General features: G+C 66.9%; 17 protein-coding genes. 5 read left to right on the top strand and 12 right to left on the bottom strand.

Going from position 1 to position 21,373, the window contains the following annotated elements:
- Positions 1 to 365 precede the first annotated feature (365 nt).
- On the top strand, positions 366 to 602 hold the full coding sequence (locus tag HSEST_RS11545; protein ID WP_229121080.1) for a hypothetical protein: 237 nt from the start codon (positions 366 to 368) through the stop codon (positions 600 to 602).
- A 41-nt stretch (positions 603 to 643) separates the two neighbouring features.
- Here HSEST_RS11545 and hemL read toward each other — a convergent pair whose 3' ends face one another.
- The 5 genes from hemL to HSEST_RS11520 all read right to left on the bottom strand — a co-directional run bounded on the left by hemL (position 644) and on the right by HSEST_RS11520 (position 7,618).
- Complete coding sequence (gene hemL, locus HSEST_RS11540; RefSeq protein WP_229121079.1) at positions 644 to 1,978, bottom strand: glutamate-1-semialdehyde 2,1-aminomutase; 1,335 nt, start codon at positions 1,976 to 1,978, stop codon at positions 644 to 646.
- Positions 1,979 to 2,037: 59 nt separating this feature from the next.
- The gene (locus tag HSEST_RS11535) at positions 2,038 to 3,690 is read right to left on the bottom strand and encodes a CTP synthase (protein WP_229121078.1); all 1,653 of its coding nucleotides are present in this window, start codon (positions 3,688 to 3,690) and stop codon (positions 2,038 to 2,040) included.
- A gap of 62 nt (positions 3,691 to 3,752) precedes the next feature.
- The gene (locus HSEST_RS11530) at positions 3,753 to 5,000 is read right to left on the bottom strand and encodes a glycosyltransferase family 2 protein (protein ID WP_229121077.1); all 1,248 of its coding nucleotides are present in this window, start codon (positions 4,998 to 5,000) and stop codon (positions 3,753 to 3,755) included.
- A gap of 252 nt (positions 5,001 to 5,252) precedes the next feature.
- A complete protein-coding gene (locus HSEST_RS11525; RefSeq protein WP_229121076.1) occupies positions 5,253 to 5,591 on the bottom strand; it encodes a hypothetical protein in 339 nt (112 codons plus the stop codon).
- Positions 5,592 to 5,851: 260 nt separating this feature from the next.
- Entirely contained in the window at positions 5,852 to 7,618 is a 1,767-nt protein-coding gene (locus HSEST_RS11520; RefSeq protein ID WP_229121075.1) for a hypothetical protein, read from the bottom strand.
- A gap of 105 nt (positions 7,619 to 7,723) precedes the next feature.
- On the opposite strand from HSEST_RS11520, the gene HSEST_RS11515 reads away from it, so the two are divergent.
- Positions 7,724 to 8,680, top strand: a complete 957-nt coding sequence (locus tag HSEST_RS11515) for an AAA family ATPase (RefSeq protein ID WP_229121074.1) — start codon at positions 7,724 to 7,726, stop codon at positions 8,678 to 8,680.
- Here HSEST_RS11515 and HSEST_RS11510 read toward each other — a convergent pair.
- From HSEST_RS11510 to HSEST_RS11495, 4 genes are read right to left on the bottom strand one after another with little or no spacing between them, the layout of a single operon-like run.
- On the bottom strand, positions 8,677 to 10,308 hold the full coding sequence (locus HSEST_RS11510; protein WP_229121073.1) for a DUF7519 family protein: 1,632 nt from the start codon (positions 10,306 to 10,308) through the stop codon (positions 8,677 to 8,679). The genes HSEST_RS11515 and HSEST_RS11510 overlap by 4 nt on opposite strands.
- Positions 10,305 to 11,621, bottom strand: a complete 1,317-nt coding sequence (locus HSEST_RS11505) for a DUF58 domain-containing protein (protein ID WP_229121072.1) — start codon at positions 11,619 to 11,621, stop codon at positions 10,305 to 10,307. Before HSEST_RS11505 ends, HSEST_RS11510 begins: the two co-directional genes overlap by 4 nt.
- The gene (locus tag HSEST_RS11500; protein WP_229121071.1) at positions 11,618 to 12,187 is read right to left on the bottom strand and encodes a DUF7269 family protein; all 570 of its coding nucleotides are present in this window, start codon (positions 12,185 to 12,187) and stop codon (positions 11,618 to 11,620) included. The genes HSEST_RS11505 and HSEST_RS11500 overlap by 4 nt, the downstream gene beginning before the upstream one ends.
- Positions 12,184 to 14,883, bottom strand: coding sequence for a DUF3488 and transglutaminase-like domain-containing protein (locus HSEST_RS11495; protein ID WP_229121070.1), 2,700 nt, complete (start codon positions 14,881 to 14,883; stop codon positions 12,184 to 12,186). Before HSEST_RS11495 ends, HSEST_RS11500 begins: the two co-directional genes overlap by 4 nt.
- A 95-nt stretch (positions 14,884 to 14,978) precedes the next feature.
- Here HSEST_RS11495 and HSEST_RS11490 point away from each other — a divergent pair, with 95 nt between their 5' ends.
- Positions 14,979 to 15,332, top strand: a complete 354-nt coding sequence (locus HSEST_RS11490; RefSeq protein ID WP_229121069.1) for a hypothetical protein — start codon at positions 14,979 to 14,981, stop codon at positions 15,330 to 15,332.
- A gap of 30 nt (positions 15,333 to 15,362) precedes the next feature.
- On the opposite strand, the gene HSEST_RS11485 is transcribed toward HSEST_RS11490, so the two are convergent.
- Positions 15,363 to 17,705 carry a DEAD/DEAH box helicase gene (locus tag HSEST_RS11485; RefSeq protein ID WP_229121068.1) on the bottom strand — a complete coding sequence of 781 codons (2,343 nt, stop codon included), beginning with the start codon at positions 17,703 to 17,705 and terminating at the stop codon, positions 15,363 to 15,365.
- Between the two features lie 84 nt (positions 17,706 to 17,789).
- Positions 17,790 to 18,737 carry an NAD-dependent epimerase/dehydratase family protein gene (locus HSEST_RS11480; protein WP_229121067.1) on the bottom strand — a complete coding sequence of 316 codons (948 nt, stop codon included), beginning with the start codon at positions 18,735 to 18,737 and terminating at the stop codon, positions 17,790 to 17,792.
- Between the two features lie 142 nt (positions 18,738 to 18,879).
- On the opposite strand from HSEST_RS11480, the gene HSEST_RS11475 reads away from it, so the two are divergent.
- Positions 18,880 to 19,170: a hypothetical protein gene (locus HSEST_RS11475; protein ID WP_229121066.1), complete on the top strand. Its 291-nt coding sequence runs from the start codon at positions 18,880 to 18,882 to the stop codon at positions 19,168 to 19,170.
- Positions 19,171 to 19,182: 12 nt separating this feature from the next.
- Here HSEST_RS11475 and HSEST_RS11470 read toward each other — a convergent pair whose 3' ends face one another.
- On the bottom strand, positions 19,183 to 20,055 hold the full coding sequence (locus HSEST_RS11470) for an NAD(+)/NADH kinase (protein ID WP_229121065.1): 873 nt from the start codon (positions 20,053 to 20,055) through the stop codon (positions 19,183 to 19,185).
- A gap of 118 nt (positions 20,056 to 20,173) precedes the next feature.
- Between HSEST_RS11470 and HSEST_RS11465 the strand changes: the two genes are divergently transcribed.
- On the top strand, positions 20,174 to 21,355 hold the full coding sequence (locus HSEST_RS11465; protein ID WP_229121064.1) for a KaiC domain-containing protein: 1,182 nt from the start codon (positions 20,174 to 20,176) through the stop codon (positions 21,353 to 21,355).
- Positions 21,356 to 21,373 lie beyond the last annotated feature (18 nt).

The following is a 21,373-nucleotide window of genomic DNA, read 5'->3' as shown; positions in this document are numbered from 1 at the left end:
TCAAGAAGGTTGGCAAAGCCGAGCGAACGTGTGTAGGTGGGTGGGGTCTTTTTCCCCAAGTTTTTGCGCGAGCGACGATGGGAGCGAGCGGAAAAAGTGGCAACTGAAGGGTGGCAAAGCCGAGCGAACGTGTGTAGGTGGGTGGGGTCTTTTTCCCACGGGAAGGCGGTCCTGCCCGCTCGTTGCACTCGCTATGCGGGCTGCGCCTTCCCTGCTCTCGCTCGCTTCGCTCGCGAGAACCACGTTTTTGCGCGAGCGACGATCGGAGCGAGCGGGCACGTCACTATCGGATCGTGGTCGATGGACAGTAAACCGACAGCGTCCGGGCCCCAACATTATTCATGAATGATCGTATATCACAGAATATGGTCGAAATCGGCGATGAGCAGTTGGTCGAATCGGACGAACACGGTCGTCAGCGATCGGTCGTCTTCGCGGTCGTCCTCGCGACGAGCTTTCTGGCTCTCGTTGCGGGTACCGTGACGCTGCTGGCGGAATCGAATCTCGCCATCGCGATCGGATTGCTCGCGGCCGGCGTCGCGTTGCTCGCCGTCGGGGCTGCGATCGCGATCGGTGAGGGCGACGAGTACCTCTTCGAGTGAGCTAGACCGCCGACTGGCTTGCTGATATTGACGACTAGCCGTTACAGTGCCTCTTTGTACGCTTCGAGTGCCTCCTCGATGTCGGCCTCGGTGTGAGCGGCCGAGACGAACTGTGATTCGAACTGGTTCGGGGTCAGGAACACGCCCTGTTCTTTCATCGCGGGCCAGAACAGCCGCTCCCAGCGCTCGGTCTCGGCGCGGTCGACGTCGGCCCCGTTCTTGGGACAGTGTTCGTAGCGCGGGCAACTCGGATTCTGCGTACAGCCACCCTCACAGTGGCCGTCGCCGAACGCCCCCTCGCGGGTGAAGATAACCTTGAACATCGAATCAGTCCCGACGACGGTGTAGTTCGGTGCCTGATCCTCAAGAATATCGGCGATACCTGAGCGCAACTCCTCACCCAGCCGGTTGACGTGTTCGTAGACGTCGTTCTCGGCGGCATAGCGCAGGGTTTCGAGCCCGGCGGCCATCGTCACGGGATGGCCCGAGAAGGTACCGGACTGAAACACGTCCCCGGCGGGCGTGAACTGTTCGATGATCTCGCTTTTGCCGCCGATCGCCCCGACCGGGAAGCCGCCGCCGACGATCTTGCCGAAGGTCGTGATATCGGGCTCGACGCCGAACGTCCCCTGGGCACACTGGAGGCCGCCGACGCGAAAGCCCGTGATGACCTCGTCGAATATCAGGAGTGCACCGTGTTCCGCTGTCAGTTCTCTGAGCGTCTCGTGGTAGCCTTCGACCGGATGGACGATGCCGTGGTTGCCCAGGATCGGCTCGGTCAGGACGGCGGCGATGTCCTCGCCGTGTTCCTCGAAGACCTCGCGAGCTGCGTCCTCGTCGTTGAAGGGAACGGTGACCGTGTGCTCGGCGAAACTCTCGGGGATCCCCGGACTGGACGGGGCGGTCTCGTCGCGCTTGCCCTCGACGAGCGTCGATTCCTGTGCGCCGTGGTAGCTCCCCTCCATGATGACGATCTTGTCCCGGCCGGTGTACCCGCGAGCCAGCCGGACGGCCGAGACGGTCGCCTCGGTGCCGCTGTTGACGAACCGGACCATCTCGACGCTCGGGACGTGTCGGGCGAGAAACTCCGCGAGTTCGACCTCGACCTCGGTCGGCGCGCCGTACATCGGACCCTCGCTGGCGCGTCGCTGGACTGCTGACTGGACCGACTCGGGCAGGTCGTGGCCGAGCAAGAGCGGTCCATACCCCATCACGAAATCGATATACCGGTTGCCATCGGCGTCGATCACGTGCCCGCCGTCACCCTTCTGAACGAAGAAGGGATACGGCTGTGTGGCCCGCACCGAGGAGTTGACGCCGCCGGGCATGACCGACAGCGCACGATCGTACAGATCGCGTGACCCGTCGTAGTTCATAGGCGCCGCTTCGGTCCGGTTCGGAAAGAAGGTGACGACCACGGGGAGCTGCTATCCTCTCAGACTTCGATCTCTTGCTGGTCCGCCCAGTCCCGTTCGCCCAGCACCGCTTCGAGCAGGCCGACAAACGGCGGCGAGGCACGCGTCGGTCGCGAGCGGAACTCCGGATGGAACTGCGTTCCGATGAAGTAGGGGTGATCGTCGAGTTCCAGAATCTCCATCCGACGACCGGCACGCCCGGAGAAGACCATGCTGGTCTCGGCGAAGTCCTCGAAGTACTCGGGATTGACCTCGTAGCGATGACGGTGTCGTTCGGTACAGACCGTCGACTCGTAGATGTCCTCGGCGAGTGTCCCGGGTGTGATGTCGGTCTTGTGAGCGCCCAGCCGCATCGTGCCGCCCATATCTTCGGTGTGCTCTTGTTCGGGCAGGATGTCGATGACCGGATCGGGCGTCTCCTCGTCCATCTCCGCGGAGTGGGCCTCCCCGTAGCCGAGGACGTTCCGGGCGTGCTCGACGACGGCCATCTGGAAGCCCAGACACAGCCCCAGGAACGGCACGTCGTTCTCGCGGGCGTAGCGGATCGCCTCGATCTTGCCTTCCGTCCCGCGAGCGCCGAAGCCGCCGGGGACGACGACCCCATCGGCCTCGGTGAGGTTCGCGCTCTCGGTGACGTCGTCTTTGTCCGAATCGACCCACCGGACGTTGACGTCGACGTTCTTCTCCAGGCCGGCGTGTTTCAGCGCCTCGTTGACGGACATATACGCGTCTTCGAGGTCGTATTTCCCCACGAGGGCGATGTCGACCTCGCCGGTGGTCTCCTGTGTGACGAGTTTCCGCCACTGGTTGTCGCGTTCGTCTTCGGGCAGCGCGCGCTCGGCCAGCCCGAGTTCCTGCATGACGTACTCGTCGAGGCCCTCCTCCTCGACCATCAGCGGGACGTGATAGATGTCCTCGACGTCCGGGTTCGAGAAGACCGCCTCCGTCGGCACGTCACAGAACAGCGCGATCTTCTCCTTGACGTCGGGGTGGAGTCGGTCCTCGCACCGTCCGACTAGGATGTCCGGCTGGAGGCCGATCGAGCGCAATTCCTTGACGCTGTGCTGGGTCGGCTTGGTCTTTTGCTCGCCGTTTTTCGAGTAGGGCACCAGCGTCACGTGCGCGAAGAGGATGTCGTTGTCGTCCTGCTCGTGGGCGAACTGCCGCAGTGCTTCCAGATAGGGCATCCCCTCGATGTCGCCGACGGTGCCGCCGACCTCGACCAGACAGACGTCAGTTCCTTCCGCTGCCTCGCGGATCCGTCGTTTGATGTCGTCGGTGATGTGGGGAATGATCTGGACGGTCTTGCCGAGGTAGTCGCCGGCGCGTTCCTTCTCGATCACGTGCCGGTAGGTCTTCCCCGTGGTCACGTTGTGATCGAAGGTCATGTCCTCGTCCAAAAATCGCTCGTAGTTCCCCAGATCGAGGTCGACTTCGCCGCCGTCCTTGAGCACGTACACCTCGCCGTGCTGGAAGGGATTCATCGTGCCTGCGTCGACGTTCAGGTACGGGTCGATCTTGACGGCGGTGACGTCGAACCCGGCGTTTTTCAGGAGTCGGCCGGTGCTGGCGGCCGTGATCCCCTTGCCGAGACCGGACATCACCCCGCCGGTCACGAAGACGAACTTGTTCCCGAGTGTGGGGTCGTACCCCGTGTCGGAGTCAGTGGGCATACTGACGGTGCGCCCGCGCGGGTCAAAACGATTTCGGGAGCGACAGCGTTCGTGGACGACTGTCAATCCCCGCCGACCTTCGTCGTCACCCGGAAGTGCTCGGGCGGGTTGACGATGCCGGCGACGGTCCCCATCGAGTGGACGACGGTCACGAGCGGAGCCAGCGGCAGCGCCAGCAGCCAGCCGGCGTGGCCCTCCCCGTAGTACGCGACCCCGCGGAGGAACCAGAAGGCCGTGAACAGCCCCAGCCCCACCGATGCCAGTAGCAGCGCGCCGCCGTATGCGACCGACGCGCCGAGTATCGACAGCGGCAACACGAGCAGGGTCACGATCGGCGACAGCGCCCACGCGTAATTGCGGACACGGGTCAGCAGCTCGTAGCGACGCGGGAGCAACTTCGCGGCCTGGACGTTGCCGGCCGACCAGCGCCGGCGCTGCTGGCCGATCTCGTACAGCGACGGCGGGGCTTCGTTGCGACAGACCGACTCCGACAGCGCGAAGTCGATGTCGTACTCACTGAAAGCCGCCCAGACGAAGGCGGTGTCCTCGACGAGCGTCTCCCGATCCCAGGTGACCGCGTCCTCGACGTCGCTCCGGACGGCGATCCCGCCGCCCCAGGCGAAAAGCGGGATCGAAAGTCGCGCGAACGCTCGCTGTTCGATCTGGACGCCCATCCGGTAGACGTCCGCGAGGAAGCTCAGACTCGAATCCGTCCGCCGCGGCTGCTCCCGAAGCTGGACGATGTCCGCGTCGGGAAGTCCCTCGAAGGACTCGACGACGCTGTCCTCGTCAAGGTAGAGGACGAACTCCCGGTCGGTGTCGATCGCTCGACGCGCCCACTCCTGGGCGCGGCCCTTCCGGACGGCCCGGGACTCGAAGTCCTCGGGAACGACGTGGACGCTCGCGCCGGCCACGTCGATAGCTTCCTCGGCGATCACGTGTACGTCGTCAAGCCCGTCCGGGAGCGAGTCGACCGTCTCCTGGACGACCGCGGCGGCGTCGACAGTCATAATCCGGACCTGTACTGCTTCGGGGCCGTATTCGACGGGCGGGGCCTCGTACCCCGCGCCGATCACGTAGGTCAACACGACCCACAGGAGTGCGGTACCGCCAAAGAGAATCGTCACTCCCCACAGCGCGATTCCGAACAGTGAGCCGAGACCGGCGTCGGCAGTGATCGTCGTCACCGCGTCCGCGTGACCGGGGGCTGCGCCCGGTCCGGAGACGACCGTCGGTGCCAGCAGCGTCGCGACCCCACCGACGAGCAGCGCCAGTGTGACCGCGAGCAGTGCGAGTCGTTCCGTGTTCATCGTACCCGATCCAGTCGCTACACCCCCTTGAACCGGTCAGGCCTTCCGACCGGTTACGCCCGCTTTGATTCCGTTTTCGACCGATAAAACGGAGTTAACTGGGACAAACCGCACGACTGAACAGCAGTGACTGGCCATGTCACGGTTGGTGTTCACAGACGAATTGATACGCGAAGCGGTGTATCGCGACCGGCTGCCATCTCCGGCGCGTCGGCTCCAGGCCGGTGTCGAGGCGGGGCAATTCGGTGCGTGTTACGCACTCCTCTCGTTGAGCGCGTCGAGGTCGAGTTCGAACCGCGGCCGCCCGTCGGCGACCTCCCGCCGGACGGGGAGGTCCGTCCCCTCCAGAGCTTCCACCTCGTCGGGGCCGAGATCGTAGGCCGAAAGCAGCGTCTTCAGATCGCAGTTAGGACCCCACACCGGTGGACGCTTCAGTTCGCGTTCGAAGACGTTCCCGGCCGGCGTCTCGAGGATGATTCGCACGACGTTGCCGTCGTCGCTGACCGATTTGACCGGCAGCGTCGAGAGATCTGTCCCCGCCTTGACCGCACCCAGTGCGTCCGCGATGTCGTCGATGTCGTCGTCGGCCATTCTCGCTTTGAGGATCACCGTCGACGCGTATTAATTCACCGAGAGCATCTCGGTGCTGACGGTTTCGCCGTCGGCTCGTGGCGTCTCGACGCCACGCTGTCTATCGAGTGAATACAGCAGGGAGTCCGCGAGTTCGCGTCAATCTGTCAGAAGCACGTGTTGCGGACTCCGCAATTGGGCATCGGACTGTAGTTTAATTAAAGAGAGAGATTTTACGTTTTGATTAACTGAGAAACAGAGATAACTGACTGCCAGATGAGTCAGCGGCCGACCAGCACGTCGATGGTGGTCTCGTCGACGGGCTGAGACTCGCGGCCGGCGGCGTAGGCTTTCGCCAGCGCGATCGCCGCGCCGGTCTCCGAGTCGCCGAACTCCGGAGACAGCTCCGAATCCAGTAGGTCACTTGTCCAGGCTGTTTCCTCGTAGTCGATGTCCTCCTGGACGAGGCCGAGACACAGCGAGACCAGTACGGCGTTAGTCGCCTCGGAGACGAATTCCGGGTCGGCACCGCTCGCGTCGGCCAGTTCCTCCGGTTCGACGCCCGCTCCGCCTACCGTCGAAGCGAAGACGGTCGCGCCGGCGGCCAGTTCCGGCGGCGTGAACTCGCGCTCGTCGAGCCGCGGCTCGTACTGTTCGAGCGCGCGCAGGCTCTCCGTACGGACCGACTCGTTGAGATCGAGCGCGCCCGCGAGCCGGTCGACGTAGGTCTCGGCGTCCGCTGTGGGGATGTCGACGTCGGTCGCCGCCTCGAGCGTCTCCAGCCAGTCGTACAGCGCCCGACTCCGGAACGCTCCCGCCTCGGCGATCTCGCTGGCCTCGATCTCGGCGTCGTTGATCCGACAGGCCGCAAGCAGCGCCGCGCCGCCGAGTTCGTCCGCGTTCTCGACGTCGACGTCCTCGACGACGTCGCTGACGAGCCCGCGGGCGAACAGCCGTATCGACGCGTCGAGATCGAGCGCTTCGGCGATCGTGTCTACCTCTCGCTGGACGGCGTCCTCGGTGAGGTCCGGGCCGAGCACGTCCCGGTCTCCGGGCAACCAGACGTCGGTCGAACCGGCACGCTTGCGCTCGACGACGCCCCTCTCGGCCAGCGCGTCCAGCTCGTCCTCGACCACCTGGGCGTCAGCGTCCCCCTCCGCTGCGACGCGATCGGTCGTCGGGAGCTCCGCGGGGAACAGCTCTCCGACGACATCGCTCAGTTCCGCCCCGTCTCTCGTCTGGGGGCCGCCTCCGCCGGCCGTCGCGCTCGTGCTGTCCCCGTCTTCGACTGCCGAGCTCCCTTCGCCGTCGCCCGCGTCCACGGCATCGCCGGTCTCCGATTCTGCCTGGCTGTTTTCGTCGCCACCGGCCCCGCTGTTGGTCGCCATCGGCGCTCCCGTGTCGGGATCGAGCCGGTATCGCTGTGCGGTCTCGAGGCGGTCCTCGCCCAGCAGGTCGCGCAACTCCTTGTACCGGTTTCGGACGGTGACCTGGCTCGTGTCGGTGACGTCGCCGAGAGCGTCCTCCTCGACGCCGTCGATGTCGTTGACGTGGGCGGCGAGATAGAGCACCGCACCGGCGGTCCCGGCGGGCGAGGTGCCGCCGGCGATCGCCTGCGGGTCGGCGTCGAAGGCGTCTTCGAGGATCCGCTTCGCCACGACGACGATCCCGTCGGGGAGATCGAGTTCGGTTCCGAACCGCTCGATCAACGCTCGCGGCTCCGGCGGCACTCCCTCGATGTCCAGGTTCGACGCGATATCGTCGAACAGTGCCGTCATCGCGCCGGGATCGATCGTCGTCCCCTCCAGGGCCTCCGACCATGCGTCCGCGATGTCCGAGACTGTCACCGGCAGGCCGTCCTCGCGTGCGGACAGCGCGAGCGTCGTCGCACCGACGATCGCCAGCGAACTGTCCTCGATCTCCGGCTCGGATCCGAGCTGGTTGAGTCGGACGCGTGTGATCTGCACGGTGCTGCTCGGCAGCGAGAGCGTTTCACTGACGGCCGTGAGCTGCTCTTCGACGCGGTCGCGGTCGGCTGCGTTCGACATTATCCGTATATCCTTGGAGCGGGCTCTTAATGGTCACCCTCGTTCATCACTTTTGATAGTGGGCCCGACCGTCAGTATTAGGCCAACCCAGCACTAGCCGCCGCTATGGACGCCGAGGACGCGGCGCTGGCCTGCCGGAACGTACTCGACCGGGTCGGCGAAGCCGTCATCGCCGACGAACAGTTCCTGGAAACGGTTCTGACCGGGATTCTCGCCCGCGGACACGTCCTCCTCGAGGACGTCCCCGGGACGGGCAAGACGCTGACTGCCCGGACCTTCGCGAACGCGCTGGGGCTGTCCTTTCGCCGCGTACAGTTCACGCCGGATCTGTTGCCCGCGGACATCACCGGCTCGCACATCTACGACAAATCGACCGGCGACTTCGAGTTCTCGCCGGGGCCGATCTTCGCGAACGTCGTGCTGGCCGACGAGATCAACCGTGCGCCACCGAAAACCCAGGCCGCGCTGCTGGAAGCGATGGGCGAAGGCCAGGTCACCGTCGACGGCGACACGCACGAACTGCCGGACCCGTTTTTCGTCATCGCGACCCAGAACCCGATCGAACAGGAGGGAACCTTTGCCCTGCCGGAGGCCCAGCGGGATCGCTTCGCGGTCAAAGCAGAGATGGGGTACCCGGAACGGGCCGGCGAGCGGGAACTCATCGACCGCCGCGCCGACCGCGACGCCAAGATCCCGACCATCCAGCCGGTGCTCGACGGGCAGGCCGTCACCGAACTCCAGACCGTTCCCGAGACGATTCGCGTCGACGGGAAGATACGTGATTACGTGGTCGATCTCGGACGGGCGACCCGGGAGGACGAGCGGGTCGACGTCGGTGTCTCTCCGCGCGGGGTCCAGCGACTCTTCGAGACGGCCCGTGCGAACGCAGTCCTGGCCGGGCGGACCTACGTCGTACCGGACGACGTCAAACGCGTCGCCGGACCGACGCTTCGCCACCGGCTCGTGCTCACCTCAGAGGCCAGCGTCCGCGGCGTCGCACCTGACGACGTGCTCGCGGACGTTCTCGAGGAGGTTCCGGTGCCCGCCGTGGCGGACACCTAGCGGCTGGCGACCGCGAGCAACAACAGACCGCCGATCGCGCCGACCAGCGCCACCACGACGGGGACGCCGCTGGCCGTGACCGGGCCAGTCATACGGTCGAGCCAGATCGCCACGCCGGCGGCTCCAGCCCCGATCAGCACTGTGGCGCCGCCGTGGACCAACTCGGTCCGTACCGTACTCGCTTTGTCTCCGAGTTCCGCTCCGAGAGTGACGCCGAACGTGCCGGTGTCCCAGACGACAAAGGCCGCGACGACGCCGGCCAGCGCGACGAGCAGTGACACCCCCAGCGTCGACGCGAACGCCGCGACGAGACACAGGCCGGCCCCGGCGAGTCCGGCTCCGCTCGCCCGCTCGGTGAGCACGCCCAACGTCGAACTCACGAACAGTGCCAGTACGACGACGAGCGTCAGTCCGGACAACAGTGTCACGACCATCAGCCCGATCGCGGCCTCGCCGTAGAGATCGATGGCCTGCGTCGAGAGCCGTCTGAATTCATCGAGTAGCTGTATCGGCAGTCGCCGTTCGATCTCCCCGATCATCGCCGCGACGAACGGCTCCCGGTACTGGAGTACCGCCGCGACGACCAGGGCGCCGCTGACGTACGGGAGCGTCCCCACGAGTGCCGCACGCCCGGAGCCACGATACGCTCGCTTGAGGCCCGTGACTGTGGCGACGATCAGTCCCTCGGCGACGACGGCGTCCACGAGCAGGAGCCGTAGCGTTTCGGCGCGTGCCAGCCCGCCGAGGAACTCCCTGAGACCGCCGGGAAGCCACCCGTACGGTTCCGTCGCGACTGCCTCGATCCCGACCGCCGCGGCGACGACCGTCAGCGCCAGCGGCGCGGTCAGTTTGAGGGCACGATCGAACCGCGACAGCCTCGCTCGCGTGGGCTCGCCGACCCGGTCGCCGAGCAACTCGCTGATCGGCAGCGCCACGACTGTCGTCCGGGTCAGGGACACGACAGCGACAGTCAGGGCCAGCAACGACGCGAGCGGGACCGGCGCTGTCGGCGCGAACACCCACGTCACGATGTCGCCGAGCACCGGACCGGCTCGGGTCCTGGCCGGCCCGAACCGGATCGCGAGCGCCCCGACCGCCGCCGTGGCGACGACGACTGTCGTGCGCACGCCGGCAGCGACCGCCCGGGCGAGCGCGTCGTGAGAGAGAACGTCCCGAACGGCCAGCGTGGCCCCGAAGACGGCGACCGTCGCCCCCAGCACCACGAATACCGAGCCGACGGAGAGCGCGTTCCGTAACTGCGCTACGAGCGTAATTCCAGCACCGGCGATCACCGCGAGCGACACGACGGGGAAGACCGGGCCGACGAGCGCGACGCCGATCGGCTCCAGTCGGTCGTTTGCGAGCAGTCCGAGCACGGCCGCGAGTGCGACTGCACCGACCACTCCGTACGTCGCTCGCTGGCCCAGGCCGACAGCTGTGACCAGCTCTACCGTCACCAGCAGCGTCAGGCCCACGACGACGGCCGTGCTCAGCCGCGTCGGCCGCTCGGTCGTGTCTTCGGCACCGTTTGCGGCCGTCGTACGCTCGATACCGCCGGTGGGTTTCGTGTTCCCGACGCTGTCAGACGTCCCATTTGCCGCGTCGGTGTCGGTTACTGTCTCGCTCATGGTATCACCGCCGGGAGCGATCGATCCAGCACGACCTCCAGCGACTCGGTCGGCGGCCACTCGATGACGGTCACGCCGCGGTACTGCAGCGTCGTCACGGCGTTTCGACGCCGGACCGCCGCCAGCCGACCGCCGGCTGTGTCAGAGACTGTCACGTCAGGACTCAACACCGTCACGGGGACGCCGTGGGTCCGGAGTGTCCCCGTCAGCGCGACCGGCTCCTCGTCGAGCAGCGGTGATACCACGAGCACCTGTGCTCCGGGCGTCAGTCTGGCCAGCAACTGCTCGCCAAAGGCGCTCTCGGTCGCGTCCTCCGTCCGCTGTGTCGGGTCCGGGACCTCGCTCGCGTTGCTTTCGGCGCGGGCAGCGGCCTCGAACAGCGTCCGCGCGGCCGCGGTTGAGCCCCCTTCCGCCGGCGGCTCGACCCACGGTAGCCGCCCCTCACTCGCGAGGTCGGTACTTTCAAGCCCGAGTGCCGTCACGCCGACCTGGTGGCCGGCCGACCGCAGCGCCTCGTAGACGCGTTCGCCCGCGTAGGCCGCCAGTCCAGCCCCGGTCGGGTAGCCCGGATGGGGCGCGATTCGGGTCGGCGCTCGTGCGTCGAGCACGACGATCAGGCGCGTGGCACGTTCCTCGCGGAAGTTGACCGTCGACAGTTCCTCGGTCCGGGCGAGGCGACGCCAGTCGAGCCGGTTGATCGGATCGCCCGGCCGGTAGTCCCGCGTCGAGTGAAACTCCAGTCCCGGCCCGCCCGAATCGGTCGGGAGCGTCCCGGTCCGCTCGCGTGCCGTCCGCTCGAGCGGTGTCCCCTCCACTGTCGTCGAGCAGGTGAGCGTGCTCGCCCCGCTGGGCTCGACAGTTTCGGTCACGATGCGTGACCCGCTGATCGACCGCACCCTGATCGTCGGCGACCCGAACGCGTACTCCCCGCGTTTGGCCATCACCTCGTAGGCGAACGTCCGTGATTCCCCGGGTGGGATCGACAACCCCGCCCGCGGGGTCCCACTCACGACTGCCAGTTCGTCCGGGACCTCGTCGACGACTCGCGCGTCCGCGAGCGTCCGGTCCCCGTCGTTGGTGACCGTCACTGCGACGGTCACGGTCGATCCGGGCGTCGGCGTCTCCGGCGAGAGCGATCGCTCGATGCCGACGACCGGCTCGGGGTAGCTCGACAGCGCCCCGTAGGCCACATAGGCCAGCGGGACGACCGCGAGCAGGAACGGCGCCGACGAGCCGTACAGCAGCCCGACGCTCACCAGCAACAGGGTGGCTGCGAGGCCGACGCTCCATCTGTGGTGGCTGTATCGGGTCATCGTTGCACCCGTTCGATCGCCGCGATCGTTCGCTCGACGCGCCGTCGCCGCTCGCCGTCCGGGTCGAGCCAGCGGCGCAACCTGGCACCCAGCGACTGGCTGGGCGCACCCAGAAACGCCGCCGCGACCCGGTCGTCCGTCCACGTCCCGCGGTCGACGGCTTCGCTGGCGTCCGTCGGATCAATGCCCGTTCGGCGAACGAGCGTCTCGACCGCGGCCGCCCGGAGTGGTTCCCGAACGTTCGATTCGCCGTCCCCGGCGAGTTGGCGGTCGAACGCCCGTCCGGGCCGGGACGGCGTCCGCGCGTTGACGGCTTCGGGCGGGTGATCGACCAGCGGGCCGGCCCGTCCGTCGCCGCTCACGGAGTAGGCGATCGTCACCGCGCCCAGCCCGACGACCGCGCCGAGTCCCAGCAACAGCAGATCGGGTTTGCCAGCCGGCAGCGCGTCCGTCAGGACGGCCACCGGCCGGATCGACGCGAGCGATCCCGGTGCGACGACGAGCCCGAGCGCGACCGCTGCGCCCAGCAGGCCGACGACTCCGACAAGCGTTCGGATCCGGCTCATCGCTCGTCCGGTCGTTCGTCGTCCGTTCGTTCGCGCTCACCGTCGAGTTGTTCGACGGCGGACTGGACGGCTTCGAGGCGCTGTTCGGGCGACCGGGCTCCATACTCGACTGCGCGGAAGGTGTCTCTGAGCGTCGCGACCGCGTCCGCCGGGAGTCCGTCGCGATCGACCGCGTGCGTGGCGATCTCGCCCGGCGTCTTCGTCCCCGGGTCGCGAACCGACACGTGATCGAGCAACCGCTCCCAGGCCTCGCGGATCGTCACCCGTGCGGATGACATCTCCGTCCGGCTGGCCGTCTCCGGCCCCGACCGTATCGACCGGATCCTGGTAGCTACCGTCTCGATCCGCTGTCGGATCGCTGCCGAAATCGCCTGTTTGTCCCCTGTCCACAGCGAACGCAGCCCGTCCAGCCCCGCTTCGAGTGCGCGGTCGATTCCGTCGACGACCCTGTCGACGCCGGTGACGAGTCCGACCAGCAGATAGCGCGGCAACGCCAGGACGGTCCCGACGAGCCGATCGAGTATCGCCCCGAGGCGAACGTCGACCCGCCGTATCGCGAAGACGGCTCCGGCGACCGCCACCGCGAACGTGCCCAGCAGGACCGCCAGGTTCCGCCAGAGGCCTCCCACCGTCGCTGTCGCACGCTGGCCGTGGGCGCTCACGGCCAGCGACGCGCTGTCCGCGAACGGCAGCGACGCCGCGGCCGTGCCGTCGATACCGGTCGTCGCGACGCTTTCGCCGTTGATTGAGACCGGCACACCGGAGACCGTTTCGTTACCGAGCTCGGCCGTGACGGTCACGCCGGTCCAGGGCAGCGCGACCGGCAGCTGCGGCTCGGCTTCGACGGTCAGTGCCGCGAGCCGGAGCGTCCGGTTCCCGGCGACCGCACCCCGCCGAACCGAGACCGTCGTCGAACCGGGATCCGCCGGCAGTGTCACGTCTGTGCGTCCGCTCTCGTCGGTTGTCGCGACCGGTTCGCCGTCCACCTCGACCGTCGCGTTCGGCACGGGCTCCCCGGCGACAGTCGCTGTCAGCGTGACCGTCTCGCCTGTCACGGCTGTCCCGGCGATTGACAGCGTCGCGTTGGTCGGCACCTCGAAGCTGCGGTTCGCGGTCGGCGGTGGTTCGTCCCCCACGGGCGAGTCCAGCGCGTACTTGCGGTCGTCGTCCACCCTGATCGCAGGAGCCGTCGCGTCGATCGACGCCGTCGACTGCGCCTGCACCGTCACGTTCAGCGTCGGCGCCTCGTAGGGAACCTGGCCGGTGATGGTGCCGTCGCGGGCAGTGGTCCCGATCGGCTCACCGTTGAAGCGCACGACGACGCCGCTCGCCGGCTCGCCGTCACGGGTCACCCGTACCGTCACGTCCGTTCCAGGCACGGGATCCCCCCACAGCGACACGTCGTACGGCCCCGACTGGTTCTCACCGCCCGTGTCAGTGCCGGTACCGGAGCCTGGTCCGTCACCGTCACCGGGATCTATTCCCGGACCGTCGTCCCCCGGATCGGTTCCGGGATCGCCGTCGTCCTGCGTGGGGTCGTCGGGCGTTCCGGACTCGTCTGGGCTGAACTGCTCGCCCGGGCTCCCCTCCTCGGTGGGGTCGTAGTTCGTGATTCCTTCCTGCTCCTGGATTGCCCGCTGTTCGGTCGCAAGCCGCTCCTGGCCGGGCGTCGGATCGAATTTGACCCAGCCGACGTCCGGGAAGTACACTTCCGTCCAGGCGTGGGCGTTCATCCCCCGGACCGTGTAGGTGTTCTCGCCGGTCTGATTGCCGGTCGAGTACCCGACGGCGTATCTGGATGGAATACCCTGTGTGCGCAACATCGCGACCATCGACGTCGCAAAGTACTCACAGTACCCCTCGTCCATCCCGAACACGAAATCGCTGGCGACGCTGTTGCCGCCCGGCGCGGAAACGCCAAGCGAGTAGTCCTTGTTCGTCTCTAGCCATCGCTCGATGGTGACTGCCGTCTCGTACTGCGTTTCGGTGTCGTTGGTCAACTGATCGGTGAACGCACCGAGTCGGTCGGGCGTCGATCCCGGTAGTTGCGTGTACCGCTGTTCGATCGTCGTCGGGTACTCCTCGCCCGCGGCCGCGAGCGTCTCCGCGTCTCTGGACGGGCGGACGCTGGTCGCCTCGTAGGTCGTTCCGGCTGCGAGACCGCGCGGTGCGGCAATCGCCCGCTGGTCGGTCACCTCGATCGGCGTCCCGGCGTCGACCGTCTTCGGGCGCCAGGCCGTCGGCAGTGCCGTCGCCGCTCGCCGTAGCTCGACCTGGTAGGTAATCTCCTCGCCGGCGAGTCCGTCGGTCTTGATCCCGCCGTCGTAGGCGGTCGTCTCGCCGGTGCGCTCCCAGCCGCTCCCCGTGTAGGTGTCGTAGGCTCCGGTCCGCCAGTAGGCCCCCTCAGTGGCCGTGACCGTGAAGTGCGTCTCGGTGCTCTGTGACTGTAGCGCGTTCGTGTCACCGTCGCTGCTGAACCCGCCGATATCGGTCGAGTCGCCCGGATTGAGCGCCCCGAGCCCCCCGCTGTCTCCGCCGGCCCCGCTCTGCGGTGAGATGAGCGATTCGAGCGGTGCCGCCCCGAGCGGGCCGATCAGCGTCGGCAACAGCGCGCCGGCAACCAGCACCGCGAGCACGCTGCCGAGGACGAACACGACGCGGCCGTACTCCCGACCGCTGTGAGTGTCGTCCGTCATTCCTGTCACGTGCAGCGACGGTTCGTGCGTACAAAACAGCTACGGCATCCTGTCCGTCAGAAGCTATTTGCCGCGTTCGTTCGACGTGTCGACTGATGAGTTACGTCGACGCCGTCCTCTCGACCTCGGCGGGAATCGCCGTGTTCGCGCTCGTGTTTGTGGCCGCCGCCACCGCGCTCGGAACGGTCTTTCCCGACCCCGGCGTGATCAGCATGCCGATCGGCCTCGGGTTCGGCGCGGCCACGATGACCGCTACGTACGTCGGGCTGGCCGCAACGCCGGGGAGCCTGGAGTTCCGCATCGCGTTCGCCAGCGGCGCGTTCGGCACGACGTTTCTCGGACTGTTCGTCCTCACCTACGGCATGCGTGCCGACCTGCCGTTCGCCCTGCTCGTGGGGGCTGGGGGTGGCCTCGTCGTCAGCGCCGGCGTCCTGCTCGTGACGCGGTAGGGACCCGACGGACGCTATCCACCCCGACCGTCATTCGGCTAGTGCTTCCAGCAGCGCGGTCGCGACGCCCTTGTCAAGCGGCTCGTTCGCGTTGCCACAGTGGGGCGACTGCACGCAGGCCGGACAGCCGTCCGCACAGCCACAGGACTGCAGCAGTTCCAGCGTCCTCGACGCGAGGTCGCCGATCGTCTCGTAGCCGCTCTCGGCCAGTCCGACGCCGCCGGGGTAGCCGTCGTAAATGAAGATCGTGCTGCGGTCGGTGTGTGGGTGGATCGGCGTCGAGAGCCCGCCGATGTCCCGTCGATCGCAGAGAAACTCGAAGGGGAACAGCGAAATCATGGCGTGCTCGGCGGCGTGAATCCCGCCCGCGAAATCGCCCAGCGTCTCCAGGTGTCGGGTCAGCGCCGGCGGGAGCGTGTAGTACAGCGCCGTCGTCTCCAGACTCGTCTCGGGCAGATCCAGCGATTCGCGTCCCAGGACCTCCCCGGAGGACCGATCCCGCCGCTCGAAGCCCGTGATCTGCTTGTGCATGGTCACGTCCGCGAGCCGGACAGTCACGTCCTCGCGCGTCGGGAAGGGCTTCTCCTCGCGGTCGCGCTCGACCGTGATCTCCTTGTCGTGTAACACCTTCGTGTAGTAGTCGGCGTAGGTTCGCTGGAGCGTGGCCACGTCGTGCCCCAGATCGAGATCGGTCACCTCGTAGCTCGTCCCCTGGTGGTGGTAGATCGCGCCGGGGTGGGCGTCCCGCAAAGCGTCGCCGAGCGGCAGCGTCGCGATGGGGTCCTCACGATTCCGGGCCTGGAGGGTGATCTCCCGATCGTCGGCGCTTCGAAGGGACATCTCGTGCTGTGGGCTGCCGTCGCCGGCGTACGTCCAGCGGATCCCGCTGTCGGTCTCCCGGCGTTGTAGTTCGCCCGCGGCTTCGAGATCGGAGACGACGGCCGGGAATCGAGTCCCGAAGTGGGCGTCGTCGTCGGGGTTGAGCCAGTTCTCCCTGGCGGCCGCCAGCACGTGCCTGGGGAGCAGTTGCTCGTTGTCCGGGTTCGAGATTGCCCGCTCGGGCTCCTGCTCGAACAGCGCGTCGGGGTTGGACATGAGATACTGGTCGAGTTGATCCTCGCTGGCGACGAGCGCGACCAGCGCGGGATCGGTCCCGCGACCGGCGCGACCGGCCTGCTGGAAGGCGCCCATCCGCGTCCCGGGATAGCCGTCCAGGACAACCGCGTCCAGTCCGCCGATGTCGACGCCGAGTTCGAGCGCGTTCGTGCTCCAGAGCCCGCGGATCGACCCCTCGCGCAGCCCGCTCTCCAGTTCCCGCCGGCGGTCGCTTCCCAGCGCCGCTTGGTAGGCCCCGACACCCGCCGCCAGGTCGTGTTCGCCGCGATCGACCAACGCGTCGGCGCTCTCGGTCGCGTATCGCTCGGCCACCTGCCGGGAGGACGTGAATACGACGGTCTGGAGCCCGCGCTGGAGCAGGTCCACGAACAGCCGCTTTGCCTCGGTGTGGCTGGACTTGCGACGACCCATGGTTCCGCCGCCGTGGTCGTACGTCGGGGGATTCCACAGCAGCCAGTGAGTCGGGCCCGTCGCCGCGGTGCTCCGATCGACGAGCGTGAACGCGTCCGGGTCCTGTCCGGTGACGGTCGCGGCGTGCTCGACCGGGTTCCCGATCGTCGCCGAGCAGCAGACGTACTGGGGCTGCTCGACCGTCTCGCCCGGTCCCCGACCGTCGCCTTTGAATCGCTGGACGACGCGGTTGAGTCGCCGCAGGACGAGCGCGATCTGGCTGCCGAAGATCCCGCGGTACTCGTGCACCTCGTCGAGGACGATCGTCTCCAGTCGATCGAAAAACCACTCCCACAGCCGGTGGGCGTGGGGCAATATCCCGTAATGGAGCATGTCGGGAGTGGTCAACAGGACGGTCGGCTGGCGCTCGCGCACGTCCTCTTTCTGGCTTCTCGACAGCCGACCGGTGTATCGATCGACGGTGACCCCCGAAGCGAACCCGAGCCCCCGAGCCAGCTCCGACAGCGTTTCGGCCTGGTCGTTGATGAGCGCGACCTGGGGCGCGACGTACAGCGTCGTCCGTCGGTCCTCCAGGGCTCGCTCGAACGCCGGCACGGTGTAGGCGAGGCTCTTCCCGCTGGCGGTCGGCGTCGCCAGCACGACGTCGTCGCCGTCCCGTATGGCGTTGATTGCCTCTGCCTGATGGCTGTAGAGATTGTCGATGCCCGCCGATTCGAGGACGCTCCCGACCCGGGCGTCCAGTTCCACGTCCGCGAACGTCGCGTCGCGACCCGGGAGCGTTCGCTCGGCGGCGATCTGGCCGTCGTAGTACGGGCGCTCGCGAAGCCAGTCGATCGTCTCGTCCACGCCCGGTCTATCGGCGAGACCACCAAATCCGTTCCGCCTCGTCCCAGAGCTTGTCGACCGTCTCGATTCGACCACACCCGCCGTTCAACGCAAGTGTGGCTCGTTCTCGGGACTGTCGAGCAGATCCCGAACTCCCTGGCGGATTGTCTCGTCGCTCGCGTACGACGGTTCCCAGCCCAGCGCGGACAGTTTCTCGATCGAGAGTCGCATCTTGGGCACGTCGCCGTCCCAGCCCCGGTCGCCGCCGGTGTACTCGTACTCGGGATCCAGTCCCATCTCGTCGCTGACGATGTCGGCGATCCGGGTCACCGACGTCGTCGTCCGGGTTCCGAGATTGTACGTGTTCATCCCGCCGTCTGTGTGTTCGACCACGTGGCACATCGCGTCGATGCAGTCCGCGAGGTACATGTAGGACTTCTCCTGGCGTCCGTCTCCGAGGATGGTCAGCGAGTCCGGATTCTCCCGGAGTTTGTAGACGAAATCGGGGACGACACCCGCGCCGTATCGGGGGCCGACGATGTTCGCGAACCGGACGTTCCAGACGGTGAACCCGCGCGTATTCGCGTAGACCGACAGCAGCCCCTCTTCGGCGAGTTTGGCTGCACCGTACTCGCTGATCGGCTCCAGCGGGGCGTAATCCTCGGGCGTCGGCCGCGGTGCTTCCCCGTACACCGTCGACGAGGAGGTAAAGAGCACGTTGTCGACGCCGACCTCGTCCATCCGTTCGAGCACGTTGTACGTCATCGCCTCGTTGACCTCGAACTGCTCGCGCGGGCGGTCGGCGTCGACGTACTTGTCCGCCGCGAGGTGAAAGACCGCGTCGAGATCGCTCGTCAAAACGTCCGCGACCACGTCCGGATCGGTGAGGTCGCCGTCGACGAACGTCGCCGCCTCGGGCACGGCGTCGCGGATCCCGTTCGAGAGGTCATCGACCACGCGCACCTCGTTGTCCGCCACCAGCCGCCGGGTGAGTGCCGTCCCGATCAGGCCGGCACCGCCGGTTACGAGCAGTCGCTTGTCGGTCAGTTCCATATTCGTTTCTGGGCAATAGGCCGTAAATACGTTCCTGTCATACGGTCGGTCGTGAGTCCGTGCTAGATCGACCGGATAGTGATCTCACTGGTTGCCGCTAGCGGAAGTTTAAACAGCGAAACGCGGCCACTGCATAGCAGGTATGGCGACGCCAGTACCGCTGCAGGCGATCGATAGTTTTCTGTTGAAGTACAACGTCGGGGACGCGCTACTGCTGGTTTTCGGGCTGGCACTCGTCGCTGCGCTGGTCGTCCGCTCGCGGAAGGTGCTGGCGTTGCAGTCGGGGCTGTTCGGTGTCATCTTCGTCGCCACACCGACGTCGATGCTCGTTGCGGCCGAAAACAGCCTTCTGAGCGAGCCGATCGCGTACAAGTCTCTCGGACTGGTGCTCGTCTTCGCCGCGCCCATCCTGTATGTCACGGCCAGACGGTAGTCGCTAGAGAGTCTACTCCAGCTTGCCCAGCGCAGTGAAGAAATCGAGCGGCGGGCCTGCGACGCGGACGCTGTCCTCGGCTCGCTGCAGGGTGATCTGCGATGGCGTGTCGATGTCCCGGGAGACCCGACCGTCGCTGACGACGGTCGCGCTGTCGTCGCCTTCGACGCGGACGGTGATCTGGCTGTCCTCGCCGACGACGAGCGGCGGCATCTCCAGTTCGGCGGCCATCTCGGTGACGACCAGCGCATCGACGTCGGGATGCACCAGCGGGCCGGCCTCGCTGAGGTTGTAGGCCGTACTGCCGGTCGGCGTCGCGACGAGAACGCCGTCGGCGTGGCCGCTGGTGTACAGCGAGCCGTCGACGCGGACAGTGACGCCGACGCCGTTGCCGTGCCCGCGCTGGGGCCCCTGGATAACGACCTCGTTGAGCGCCGGCGGCAGCTCCCAGCCCTCGCCGCTGGCCTGTACGCGGGACATCTCCCGTGTGGATGTCTCGCCGTCCGTCCGGAGGTCGTCGACCACCTCGTGGACCGTTTCGATCGCGTCGTCCGGCGCGATGGCGTTCAGGAAGCCGACCTCGCCGAGGTTGACGCCCATGATTGGCGTATCGCCGACGCCGCGGGCCGCATAGAGGAAGGTTCCGTCGCCGCCGATACAGACGACCAGATCGCAGGTGTCGAGATCCTGTACCGCGATCGCGTCGGGTTCGAACCGCTCGCTGCCGCTCGGTCCGTACCCTCGGCCTTGCTCGTCCGCGAGGGTCTCGGCCGTCACCGAGTCGACGAGCACCTCGACGCCGTCGTCCCGGAAACTACGGCCGATGGCCTCGACGAGCGATTGTGCACGTGGGTTCCCCTTCTGACCGACGATCCCGAGTTGCATACCCGGGAGGGTTGTTCATCCAGACGAATAAAGCCAGGCGAACTGCTCCTCCCACGGACAAGCTTAATTCACCGAAGGATAATACGGTAGGTATGGCCAACGGCCGTGGTGTCCGTCGATGAGCGACGACGACTGGTTCGAGAGCGCCTTCGAGGACGAGACTGATGCGGACGCTGCGGACGATCCCGTCTCCGACGAGGAGGCTCCCGAAGACGACGAGACAGACGCCTTCGAGGAAGACGAGACAGACGCTTTCGAGGACGGTGATTCCGGTGGGTCTGAGGAGACCGGCGCGGACCCGTTCGAAGGGTCCGACGCCCCCGATGCGGACCCGTTCGACGGTGCCGCGACCGAGGGCGACAGTTTCGGGACGGGTGAGGGCTCGTTCGAGAGCGGTGGCAGCGTCTCTGGGACAGACGAGACAGCGGAGTTCGCCGACACCGAGACGGACGACCCGTTCAGTAGCGATAACGATCCGATCGCGTCCGGGGAAGCCGAAGGTAGCGGATCGCTGTTCGACGACGACTTCGCGAGCGCGATGCGCAACGCCGGCCCCGGAGACGGCGGCGATTCGGACGACTTCGAGGACGAGGACTTCGAGACGGAGATCCCGCGGATCGATCTGGGTATCTCCGGGCTCGACGATATGATACAGGGCGGCGTTCCCGAACGGCACCTGATGGTCACGATCGGCGCGCCCGGGACGGGGAAGACGACCTTCGGCCTGCAGTTTCTCTATCACGGGCTCCAACAGGGCGATAACGCCGTGTTCATCACGCTCGAGCAGAGCCGCCGGGCGATCCTCGACACCGCCAACGAGCGCGGCTGGGAGTTCGACCGCTACGAACGCGAGGATTCCCTCGCGATCGTCGACCTCGACCCCGTCGAGATGGCCAACAGTCTGGACAACATCCGCGGCGAACTCCCGCAACTCATCCGGGAGTTCGACGCCGAACGACTCGTGTTGGACTCGGTGTCGCTGCTGGAGATGATGTACGACGACCAGTCCAAACGCCGGACGGAAGTGTTCGATTTCACGCGGTCGCTCAAGGAGGCCGGGGTTACGACGATGCTCGTCAGCGAGGCCAGTGAGGACAACCCCTACGCGTCCCGGCACGGCATCATCGAGTATCTCACCGACGCCGTGTTCGTCCTGCAGTACGTCCGTGGGGACACCCAGGAGACGCGTCTGGCGATCGAGATCCAGAAGATCCGCAACGCCAACCACTCCCGGGCGACCAAGCCCTATGACATCACGCTCGACGGCATCGACGTCTACCAGCAGGCTTCGATCTTCTGACCCCGAGCGCGTGCACTG

The organism is Halapricum desulfuricans, assembly GCF_017094465.1.
Taxonomy (GTDB): Archaea; Halobacteriota; Halobacteria; order Halobacteriales; family Haloarculaceae; genus Halapricum.
The sequence above is the reverse complement of the archived record's forward strand: the minus strand, read 5'-3'. Positions and strand labels throughout refer to the sequence as shown.